10 protein-coding genes are annotated in these 10171 nt (G+C 66.0%); all 10 read right to left on the bottom strand.

Features of this window, described 5'->3' with window-relative positions; translation table 11 throughout:
• Positions 1-289: 289 nt before the first annotated feature.
• The 10 genes from argH to ACIQ7H_RS12605 all read right to left on the bottom strand — a co-directional run bounded on the left by argH (position 290) and on the right by ACIQ7H_RS12605 (position 10063).
• A complete protein-coding gene (argH, locus tag ACIQ7H_RS12650) occupies positions 290-1576 on the bottom strand; it encodes an argininosuccinate lyase (protein WP_395791983.1) in 1287 nt (428 codons plus the stop codon).
• On the bottom strand, positions 1573-2538 hold the full coding sequence (gene argC / locus ACIQ7H_RS12645; RefSeq protein WP_395791981.1) for an N-acetyl-gamma-glutamyl-phosphate reductase: 966 nt from the start codon (positions 2536-2538) through the stop codon (positions 1573-1575). The genes argH and argC overlap by 4 nt, the downstream gene beginning before the upstream one ends.
• Positions 2535-2807, bottom strand: coding sequence for a hypothetical protein (locus ACIQ7H_RS12640; RefSeq protein WP_395791979.1), 273 nt, complete (start codon positions 2805-2807; stop codon positions 2535-2537). The genes argC and ACIQ7H_RS12640 overlap by 4 nt, the downstream gene beginning before the upstream one ends.
• Positions 2808-3027: 220 nt before the next feature.
• Positions 3028-3627, bottom strand: a complete 600-nt coding sequence (locus tag ACIQ7H_RS12635; RefSeq protein ID WP_395791977.1) for a GNAT family N-acetyltransferase — start codon at positions 3625-3627, stop codon at positions 3028-3030.
• 1 nt (position 3628) lies between these two features.
• The gene (locus tag ACIQ7H_RS12630; protein ID WP_395791975.1) at positions 3629-4939 is read right to left on the bottom strand and encodes an acetylglutamate kinase; all 1311 of its coding nucleotides are present in this window, start codon (positions 4937-4939) and stop codon (positions 3629-3631) included.
• Between the two features lie 230 nt (positions 4940-5169).
• The gene (locus tag ACIQ7H_RS12625; protein ID WP_395791973.1) at positions 5170-6249 is read right to left on the bottom strand and encodes an acetylornithine deacetylase; all 1080 of its coding nucleotides are present in this window, start codon (positions 6247-6249) and stop codon (positions 5170-5172) included.
• 116 nt (positions 6250-6365) lie between these two features.
• On the bottom strand, positions 6366-6830 hold the full coding sequence (locus ACIQ7H_RS12620) for a GNAT family N-acetyltransferase (RefSeq protein WP_395791971.1): 465 nt from the start codon (positions 6828-6830) through the stop codon (positions 6366-6368).
• 8 nt (positions 6831-6838) lie between these two features.
• Positions 6839-8068, bottom strand: coding sequence for an argininosuccinate synthase (locus tag ACIQ7H_RS12615; RefSeq protein WP_395791969.1), 1230 nt, complete (start codon positions 8066-8068; stop codon positions 6839-6841).
• A gap of 141 nt (positions 8069-8209) precedes the next feature.
• Complete coding sequence (locus ACIQ7H_RS12610) at positions 8210-9226, bottom strand: N-acetylornithine carbamoyltransferase (protein ID WP_395791967.1); 1017 nt, start codon at positions 9224-9226, stop codon at positions 8210-8212.
• 282 nt (positions 9227-9508) lie between these two features.
• Positions 9509-10063, bottom strand: coding sequence for a glycine zipper 2TM domain-containing protein (locus ACIQ7H_RS12605; protein WP_395791965.1), 555 nt, complete (start codon positions 10061-10063; stop codon positions 9509-9511).
• Positions 10064-10171 lie beyond the last annotated feature (108 nt).

Genomic DNA, 10171 nt, shown 5'->3' with positions numbered 1-10171 from the left:
TCTTGTGCAGGCGAATGTTCATGCAGTCCTCGGAGCGGAAAGCTCGGTCAGCAGGCCAACCAAGACCTCTCGTCCGACCAGCAGCGCTGACCGATTATGCAGGATGCATTCGTCCGGGATGCGACACTCGGTGGCGCGCTGTGGAACGTGCGCTACCACCAATCAATGCTTGGCGAAGCGGACTTCGGCCAGTCCACGGGCGCGGTTGAGGCCGTTGATCAAGCGATCGAGATCTTTGTCCTGCAAACGCAGCACGCAGCTCGCGAGCTGCGAACTCCGAATCCCGCCCTCAAGGCGCAGCCAGACGCTCCCGCAGCACTTCAAGCCGCAGCTGCCCCGAAGCGCCCGGCGACACGCGTTCGGCGATGCTGGCTTCGGGATCGCGCTGCGCCCAGCGCGCGGGGTCGGCGGCCTGCACGTAGGCCTCGCGGAAGGGCAGGCCGTCGCGGGCGAGTTCGACTGCGAGGTCGGTCGCGTACATCGAGGGTTCGAGCGCGGCGCGCATGCGCTCGGGCACCCATTCGAGGTTGCGCAGCAGATCCGGCAGCAGCTCCAACGCGGTCAGGCCGCGGCCGAAAGCGTGGAAAATCGCGCCCTTGGTGTACTGCAGATCGCGGTGATAGCCCGAGGGCAGGCTCAGCAGCTGTTCGAGTTCGATCCGCGCGCCTGCCACCGAGGCGTGCACCGCGCGCATCAGTTCGACCACATCCGGGTTGCGCTTGTTGGGCATGATCGAGCTGCCGGTGGTGTACTCGGCCGGCAGCTTGACGAAGCCGAACTCGGCGGCGGTGAACAGGGACAAGTCCCAGGCCAGCCGGCGCAGATCGAGCGTCGCCGAGCCCAGCGCCTCGACCGCCGCCAGCTCGAACTTGCCACGCGAGAGCTGGGCATAGGTTGCCGCCAGCTGCATGCGGCCGAAGCCGAGTGCGGCTGTCGTGTGGTCGCGATCCAGCGGCAGGTTGATGCCGTAGCCGGCCGCGCTGCCGAGTGGATTGGCGTCGATCAAGGCCAGGGTGTCGCGGGCGCGCTGGGCATTGTCGATGAAGCCCTCGGCCCAGGCCGCCCACCACAGGCCGCAGCTCGACACCATCGCGCGCTGCAGATGGGTGTAGCCGGGCAACGGCAGCGCGCGTTCGATCTCAGCGCGATCCAGCGCCACGGTCGCCGTCTCGACGCAGATCGCATGCAGGCGGCTGAGCCGATCCTTCAGCCACAGCCGCGTCGCCACCAGCACCTGGTCATTGCGGCTGCGGCCGGTGTGGATGCGCTTGCCGGCGTCGCCGAGCTTGTCGGTCAGCCAGGCCTCGATGGCGCTGTGCATGTCCTCGAAGCGCGCGTCGAGCACGAATTCGCCGGACACGATCGCCGCATCCAGGGTGCTCAGTTCGCGCTCGATACCGGCCAGCTCATCCGCGCTCAGAATCCCGATGCGCTGCAGGCCCTGCGCATGCGCGCGGCTGGCGGTGATGTCGAAGCGGATGAACTCGCGGTCGAGGATCACGTCCTCGCCGGCCAGGAAGTCCTGGATGCGGGCGTCGACCTTGACGCCGGGCTTCTGCCACAGCAGTCCACTCACGGCAGGCGCTCCTGTGCGTTGAGGCCCGCGAACTCGTCGAGGCCGAAGGCGAGGTTGAGATTCTGCAGGGCCTGGCTGGCGGCACCCTTCATCAGATTGTCCAGGGTGGAAACGATCACCACGCGGCGGCCATCCGCCGACACCGTGAAACCGCCGATCTCGACGCCGGTCTTGCCGGCGATGCGGCTGACCCAGGGCGCGGTATCCGTCACTCGGATCAGCGGCTCACCGGCATAGCGCGCGCGGTAGAGCTCGACCAACTCGGCGACCGAGGTCGGCGCCTCCAGATGCAGGTTTACGGTCATGGTGATGCCGCGAAAATGCGCGGCGACATGCGGCATGAACTCGATGTCCTCGGCCAGCTGGATGCTGACCTCGCGCTCATGGATGTGCCCCGACAGGCTGTAGGGCATCAGGTTGTCGCGCAGCAGCTCGACGTTGTTCTTGTCGGACGGGCTGGTGCCGGCGCCGCTGTAGCCGCTGACGCCGAAGCACTGCACCGGGCCGAGGATGCGTCCACACAGCGGCGCGATCGCCAGCTGCATCGCGCTGGCATAGCAGCCGGGATTGCTGATGCGTCGCTCGCCCGGCGCACGCACGCGGGTCAGCTCGGGCAGGCCGTAGTACCAGCGCGCATCGAAGCGGTAGTCGGCGGAGAGGTCGAGCAGCGCCGGGTCGAGGCCCGCCGAATCCACCGCCGCGACAAACTCGTGCGCCTTGCCGTTTGGCAGCGCGAGCACCAGGGCATCAGCACGCGCGGCGACGGCGGCTTCGGGCCCGAAGTTGACATAGTTCAGAGCCGGATCTACCCCGGACTCGAAATCGCAGACGCGCTGACCCACGCGTTCGCGTGAGCTGACAAAGCCCAGCTCGAACTGCGGATGCGCGCTGAGCAGGCGGATCAACTCGCTGCCGACATAACCGCGGGCGCCGATCAGGCCGATGCGGATCTTGGAACTCATGGGGTGCTGTCTCCGGGCGTTGGGGCGCTTGCTGGATAAGACGGGTTCAAGGTGCGCGGCCTGCCAAGGACCGTATTCCGTAGGTTGGGCCAAGCGCAGCGCGGCCCAACACCGCGTGTCGCGAGAACGATGGCTGCGACGTTGGGATGCGCCTTCGGCTTATCCCAACCTACTCGCTCGAACTGCGGATGCGCGCTGAGCAGGCGGATCAACTCGCTGCCGACAGAGCCGCGGGCGCCGATCAGGGCGATGCGAAACTCGGGATTCATGGGGTGCGAACTCCAGGCCTTGTGCCGCCTGCAGGACGAGGTTTGTTGGCGGTGCGCGGCATGCCGAGCGCCGCGTCAAGTAGGTTGGGCCAAGCGCAGCGCGGCCCAACAGCGCGCATCGCAAGAACCGCTGCTGCGACGTTGGGATGCGCCTTTGGCTTATCCCAACCTACTCGACTTGCGTGGTCGCCAAAGGGGCCAACCCGGCGGGACAGGTCGCTCATGACTGCACCTCACGCCCCAGGCGCTGCATCAGATTCGCCCGCACCTCCGGCCACTCCGAATCAAGGATCGAATACACCACGGTGTCGCGCAGATGACCATCGGGCATGCGCATGTGCTGACGCAGGATGCCGTCCTGCTTTGCGCCCAGACGCTCGATGGCCGCGCGCGAGCGCAGGTTCTGCGCGTGGGTGCGCAGCTCGACGGCGACGCAGCCGAAGTGTTCGAAGGCCTGCTGAAGCAGCATCAGCTTGGCCTCGGTGTTGAGCGCCGTGCGCTGCACGCGCTGGGCGTACCAGGTGTAGCCGATCTCCAGTCGCGGCAGACTCCAGTCGATATGGCAGCAGCGCGTGCTGCCGACGACATCGCCCCGCGCATCGAGCACGGCGTACGCCAGCGCGCTGCCCTGCGCCTGATCATCCAGTGCGCGCGCGACGTAAGCCTCGACGGTGTCGGCACTTGGCACTCTGGTGACGCGCAGGTTCCACAGCTCGCCGTCGCTGGCCGCCTGCACCAGCGCCGGCATATGCGCCCGCGATAGCGGCAGCAAATGCACGTGCTGACCGATCAGCTCCTTCGGCGCGGTGATCGGCTCCATCTCAGCCCTTCAGCGTGGCCGGGCGCTGCCGGCAATGCTCAACCGCGAAACGGATATCGTCGAACGCCTCCAGCCCGTACCAGAACACGTTCCACTTCTCGCCCTTGAGGCAGCCGTCGCTTTCCGCGAAATAGAAATCGTTGATCGCATTCTCGCGTCGCGAGCGCCAGAACAGCTTCGGGTTCTCGGCGCGCATCACCTGCCAGGCGGCGCGGCCCAGGCCCTCGCCCTGGGCGTCGTCGCTGACTGCGAACTTGTCCAGATGCGGGATGCCGTTCTCCAGGGTGAGGATCAACGCCGCCCGGTAGTGCTCGCTCACGTAGACGCGGTAGGGCTTGACCGTGTCGAAGTAGTTCTTGACCAGTTTGCGGCCGAAGCTCGATTCGATCAGCGCCTGCAGGCGCTTCATGTCCACGCCCTTGAAACTCTTGCGGACATGGATCTTCTCGCCGCGCCGCACCAGGGTGCCGGAACCACGGTGAGTGAACAATTCCTTGGCCAGCTCATCGGGCTTGGTGATCGACACTGAAGACGAAGGCGGCAGCTGCATCAGCAGGTCGTGGATCTGCTCGATCTTGACCTTCATGCCGGAGTGCAACCAGTCCTGCTGCATCAGGTGTTCGTACTCGGTCGACAGGTTGATCGAATCGATCACCTGCCCTTCGCCGTCGAGCAGGCCACCGGTGCCGGTCAGGAACACGATCTTGTAGGGCTGCAGCTGCTTGACCAGGTCATTCGCGGCCCAGTCGGCGTTCAAATTCACCATCTGCCCGCCGGCGGTTTCGCCCAGGCTGGTGATGACCGGAATCGAACCGGCCTTGATCGCCGCCTCGATGCCTTCCGTGTGCACCGTGGTGACCTTGCCGACCAGACCGTACTTGCGCTTGTTGAGGAAGTCGGCCTCGAACACGCCGCCGGGAATCGAGGTCGCGCGCACGCCGGCCATCTGCAGGGCTTCGACCAGACGCAGGTTCTCGCTCATGAACACGCGGCGGACGATGCGCAGCACCTCGGGCGTGGTCACGCGCAGGCCGTCGAGGGTCTGCTTGGTGATGCCGGCGGCCTTCATCTCATCGTCGAGCTGCGGGCCGGCGCCATGCAGCACGATCGGCGTCAAGCCCACCTGCTGCAGGAAGGCCAGCGAGCTGACCAGGGCATCCATCTCATCGCGAAGGATGGCGCCGCCGACCTTGACCAAGGCGAACCGCTCGGCATCGACCTGCGAGAAGCGTTTGAGGTACTGCTGGATCTCCTTGGCCGAGGCCATGTTGGAGAGCAGACGGACGATGGTGGGGCGGAGTTCTTTGGCCATGGGGATCTGCGGGGGACTAGTCGTAAGGGAGCGCGCTTGGGTCGCTCGTTGAGGTCGGAAGTCGATCGCTTTGCTCCCCTCTCCCCTGGAGGGAGAGGGGTCGAGGGAGAGGGGGACGGGGCTTGCCGCAAGGCTTGGCCCCCTCTCCCCAACCCCTCTCCCACGAGGGGAGAGGGGCTTGATCGCACTGTTCTAGTTCACTGCGATTTTACGGCGCGCGGGCTTGCCGATCAGGCAAACAGGCGCAGATAGGTCTGGGCGACGGCTTCCAGCTGCGCCAACTCAACCCACTCATCAGCCGTATGCGCCTGGGCGATGTCGCCCGGGCCATAGACGAGTGCGGTCATGCCGGCTGCTGAAAACAGCGAGGCTTCGGTCCAGAAATCGACCGCCGGGCCGACCGGCAAGGCGAGTTCAGTGGCCAGCGCCTGCGCGCGTTCGAACTTGGCGGCGGCATCATTGCCGCTGGGCAGTGACGGGCCGCGGAAGGTTTCCTCGAAATGGGCCAGTGCGTCGGCCGACGCGAAGCCGCGAAAGGTGTCCAGCAGGCCGTCGATTGAATGCGAGGGAAGCGGGCGAAAGCCGAACCGCAGCTCGGCCGCCGGCGCGATCATATTGGCCTTGATGCCGCCATCGACGCGGCCGATGTTGAAGCGCAGGCCCTGCAGGCCGCCGAAGACTTCATCGGCCTGGCTCTGAACAAAATCCAGCGCGCGCCCACCGAAGCGGATCGCCTGATGCAGGGCGCTCTGCTCCATCGCCTGCGCGCCCGAGGCATGGCCCGCGGTGCCCTTGAACTTCATCAGCACCGAGCTGATGCCGCGATGCGCGAGCACCGCGCGCGCCTGGGTCGGTTCGGCGACGATGGCTTCGGCAAAACCATGACCCTGGGCGAGGAAGCCGGCAATGCAGCGCGCATCGTTAGCCTCTTCGTCGGTGGTGAACAGGAAGGCCGCATCGCCCCGCGTTTGTTCCGCTGCTGCGATCAGGCAGGCGGCCGCGCCCTTGATGTCGCAGGCGCCCAAACCGATCGCGCGGTCCGCGGTGACGCGCAGCACGTGCGGGTCAGCGCTCCAGTGAGGCGAGTCGGGCACGGTGTCCATGTGCACGTTGAACACGCGCTTGGGATTGCCGCGCACGGCCAGCAGGGCGATCGCACCCGCGCCGAAGTCGGTGAGCTGGAAGGTGAAGCCCGGCAGCGCCTGCTGCAGATAGTCGAAAAGCGAGCGCCCGATCTCACGCGGTGGATTGCGGGTGTCGAAGGACACCAGCTTTTCGAGGTGCGGAAGAATGGATTCGAGCAGTGCCATGGTGAATCACCTTGATCAGTGGTTGCCTGCGTGGGCGCAAGCAGAGCAGGCCTGGGTGCACTCAATCGGGCGTCGAGCGTCCAGGCGCCGGCACCAGAAGCGCAGAGTTCTGCGCGCTACAGCGTTTTCGCGTACTCCACGAACGCGTCGTCGCGGGTCCAGCCGGCTGCGGCATACAGCGCCTGGGCCGGATGGTTGTCGAGCGCGGTTGACAGCACCAACCGCACGGCGCCGCGAGCTCGCGCCAAGTCCTCTGCGGCACGCAGCAGTGCGCGCCCCACGCCCTGGCCACGCGCACACGGCGCGACGAACAGATCGTTGAGGATCTCGATGCGCGCTGCGCGCACTGACGAGAACAGCGGATAGAGCTGGGTGAAGCCCAGCCCTGCCCCATCGTCGGCAAGTGCGATCAACACGCTCGACTCGCCGCGCTCGATGCGCTCGCGCAGAAAGCCCGCGGCGAGCGCGAGATCGCCGGGCTGGCCGTAGAACATCCGGTAGCCGTCGAACAGGGCAACCAGCGCCTCGAACACCGGGGTATCGAGGCTGGACCGCGCCAGAACATGCAGCTGAAAGCTCATTGCAGCGCCTACTTGTTGATCTCGGCCCACAGTGTGCTGCTCATTCCGAACAGCCTGATGAAGCCCTCGGCCTCTTCCACGCCCCAGTCGGCCGACTGCGCGTACACCGCGCCCTTCGCGTGCAGGATGTGCTTCGAGCTGATCGCGACCGCATCGACGCGCGCGCCCTGGGTTTCCAGCGTCACTTCGCCATTGACCTTGGCCTGCGAGCTGGCGAGGAAGGCCTCGAGATCCGCCTTCAGCGGGTCGTGGTAGAAGCCTTCGTAAACCAGTTCCACCCACTTGCGCGCGATCTCGGGCTTGAAGCGGTTCTGCTGTTTGGTCAGCACCGCCTCTTCCAGCGCTCGATGCGCGGTGAGCAGGGCGATCAGGCCCGGTGCTTCGAAGATGATCCGGCCCTTCAGGCCGATGGTCGTGTCGCCGGTGTACATGCCGCGGCCAACGCCGTACTTGGCGAACTCGGCATTGAGCCAGGCCAGAATCCGCGCGCCGGGCATGCGTTCGCCGTTGATCGACACCGCCTCGCCCTGCTCGAAACCGATCCGCACCTGCAGCGGTGCCGTCGGCCAGTCAGCGCGCTTCGCGCACAGCCCGCGCGCGCCTTCGCCCGGTGCCTCCCAGCGGTCGATCTCGCCGCCGGACATGGTCACGCCAAGCAGGTTCTCGTTGATGGTGTAGCTCTTCTGCTTGGCGCGCACTTCGAAGCCGCGCTCCTCCAGATACGCCTGCTCATAGGCGCGGGTCTGGGTGTGCTCCTTCTGGATCTCGCGGATCGGCGCGACGATGACGTAGTCGCCCTGCGCTTTCACCGCCAGATCAAACCGCACCTGGTCATTGCCCATGCCGGTGCAGCCGTGCGCGATGAGCTTGGTGCCGAGCTCGGCACAGCGCTTCAGCGCGGCATCGACAATCAGATAGCGGTCCGACACCAGCAGGGGGTACTGGCCCTGATAGCCCTCACCCGCCCACACAAAAGGTTTAACGAAACCGCCCCAGATCGCCGGGCCACCATCGACAGTGACATGGCTGGCGCAGCCCAGCTCATGCGCACGCGCCTCGATGTAGGCGCGCTCCTCGGCATCGACACCGCCGGTATCGGCGAACACCGTGTGCACCTCGTAGCCGCGCTCTTTCAGCCACGGAATGCAGAAGCTGGTGTCGAGGCCGCCTGAGAAGGCCAGCACGATTTTGGAGCCGGGAGTGGGGATTCGGGATTCGGGATTCGTCGAAGCGGGCATGCGGCGGTCCTTGGGGAGAGGGCGAGCAAACGAAGCGGATTTTGAAAGGCGATCAGGTCCACGGGGCACGGGACTTTCGGGACGCCGCAACGAAGCAGCTCTAACGAATCCCGAATCCCGAATCCCCAATCCCGCTGCGCGCTAGCGCAGCAGCGAAGCCATCACCGCCTTCTGCACATGCAGCCGATTCTCGGCTTCATCGATGGCGATACAGGCGGCCGAATCCATCACGCCGTCGGTGGCTTTGACGTTGCGGCGCAGCGGCAGGCAGTGGCTGAACACGCCATTGTCGGTCAGGGCCATCTTGCGTTCGTCGACGATGAAGTGCTTGTGCGCGTCGCGGATGGGTTTCTCTTCGTCCCAGCGGCCGAAGTACGGGATCGCGCCCCAGCTCTTGGCGTAGACGACGTTGGCACCGGCATAGGCTTCATCAGGATCGTGGCTGACGCGGAAGCTGCCCTTGGCTTCTTCGACGTTGTCGGCGGCCCAGCGCATGTAGCGCTCGTCCAGCACGTATTCCGGCGTCGGGCACAGCAGGGTCACGTCCATGCCCAGGCGGGTGGCGATGGTCAGCGCGGAGTTGGCGACGGCCGTGTTCAGCGGCTTGGGGTGATAGGTCCAGGTCAGCACGTACTTCTTGCCGCGCAGGTCGTCGGTGCCGAAGTGCTCGCGCAGGGCCAGCGCATGTGCCAACTCCTGGCACGGATGGGTGATCGTTTCCATATTGATCACCGGCACGGTCGAGTACTTTGCGAAGGCGCGCAGCACGCGGTCATCGCGATCAATCGACCAGTCCTGGAACTTCGGAAACGCGCGCACGCCGATCAGGTCGACATAGCGCGCCAGCACCCGCGCCACTTCGGCGATGTGCTCTTCGGTATCGCCATCCATCACCGTGCCGAGTTCGAACTCGATCGGCCAAGCGTCCTTGCCGGGCTGCAGCACGACCGCATGGGCGCCCAGATGGAACGCGCCCAGCTCGAAGCTGGTGCGGGTGCGCATCGACGGGTTGAAGAACACCAGCGCGATCGACTTGCCGCGCATCTGCTCGCCGCGCGGGCTGCGCTTGAACGCGGCCGCTTGCTCCAGCAGGCCGTTCAAGCCGTCGCGGCTCCAATCCTGCGTGTTGAGGAAATGGTTCATCGGGGATGCGCTCATCGGTCGATCTCGCAGACGTGGATTCGAAGGGTGAGAAACAAGAAAGCCCGGCACAGGGCCGGGCTTTCCGTGAAACTGCGTGCGGGCTGCAACGCGCGGAATTACCCAGCGATGTGGGATTCCGGTCGACGCGCGCGCGAGGTCATGCCAGAAGCCATACGGGCGCTGGTCAGGACGTCGGCGTTGAAGGGAGCAGTCAGCATAGGGCGGCGATGTTGGCACAGGCCCCGCAGAGCGGCAAGCCTGCCGGGCATGAGACTTTCGACTGAAGAATTCGCCGGACTACTCGACCGGGGTGACGCTGACGCGCACGCGCAGGTTGTTGCCAGGATCGTAGGGCAGACGGGCAAAGTAGACCTCGTCCTTCAGCCGATACTCGACGTCGAAACCAGAAAGCCGGCGCTCTTCGCGGCTGACATCGACCACGCGACAGCGACGCTCGTTGCTCTCGTACTCGCGCTCGGGGCTGTTGTTGCGATCCACATTGCGGCCGATCGCGCCACCGGCAATCGCACCCGCCACCGTCGCCGCGCGGCGACCGCTGCCACCGCCCACCTGGTTGCCAACGACGCCGCCGATGATCGCACCGACCACCGTACCGGCGGTACCGTCATCGCGCTCCCGATACACCACGCGCTGGTCTTCGCACTGTTCCTCCGGCTCGCTGAAACGGATGGTCTCGTAGACCGGCGTCGCGCTCAGCACGGTGGCATAGGTGAAGCGGACGTTCTCCGCGGCGGGGCCCGACGGTTGCGCCAGCGCTACCCCCGCGACACAGAACAACGCCAGCGACGTGGCGAGGCGATGACGGGGCGTAACGGCCGTGAGCTTCGGCATTGCGGACTCCTTGGGATGCGGCGGATCGGGATACCGGTATCGAGGGTGCCCGGTCGCCGCGATCTTGGATGCCGGGTCGAAAGCGGGCGCTGCCGCGCCTTGTGCCGG

The organism is Aquimonas sp. (genome assembly GCF_044377145.1).
In the GTDB taxonomy this organism is placed as follows: domain Bacteria; phylum Pseudomonadota; class Gammaproteobacteria; order Xanthomonadales; family Xanthomonadaceae; genus Aquimonas.
Note: the sequence above shows the minus strand (reverse complement) of the source record. Positions and strands in the feature narration are given on the sequence as shown.

Coding starts and splice junctions, on each gene's coding strand:
- ACIQ7H_RS12625 (WP_395791973.1), bottom strand. CDS start 6,249: ATGGCACTGCTCGAATCCATTCTTCCGCACCTCGAAAAGCTGGTGTCC.
- ACIQ7H_RS12640 (WP_395791979.1), bottom strand. CDS start 2,807: ATGAATCCCGAGTTTCGCATCGCCCTGATCGGCGCCCGCGGCTCTGTC.
- ACIQ7H_RS12605 (WP_395791965.1), bottom strand. CDS start 10,063: ATGCCGAAGCTCACGGCCGTTACGCCCCGTCATCGCCTCGCCACGTCG.
- ACIQ7H_RS12615 (WP_395791969.1), bottom strand. CDS start 8,068: ATGCCCGCTTCGACGAATCCCGAATCCCGAATCCCCACTCCCGGCTCC.
- ACIQ7H_RS12630 (WP_395791975.1), bottom strand. CDS start 4,939: ATGGCCAAAGAACTCCGCCCCACCATCGTCCGTCTGCTCTCCAACATG.
- ACIQ7H_RS12635 (WP_395791977.1), bottom strand. CDS start 3,627: ATGGAGCCGATCACCGCGCCGAAGGAGCTGATCGGTCAGCACGTGCAT.
- ACIQ7H_RS12620 (WP_395791971.1), bottom strand. CDS start 6,830: ATGAGCTTTCAGCTGCATGTTCTGGCGCGGTCCAGCCTCGATACCCCG.
- argC (WP_395791981.1), bottom strand. CDS start 2,538: ATGAGTTCCAAGATCCGCATCGGCCTGATCGGCGCCCGCGGTTATGTC.
- ACIQ7H_RS12610 (WP_395791967.1), bottom strand. CDS start 9,226: ATGAGCGCATCCCCGATGAACCATTTCCTCAACACGCAGGATTGGAGC.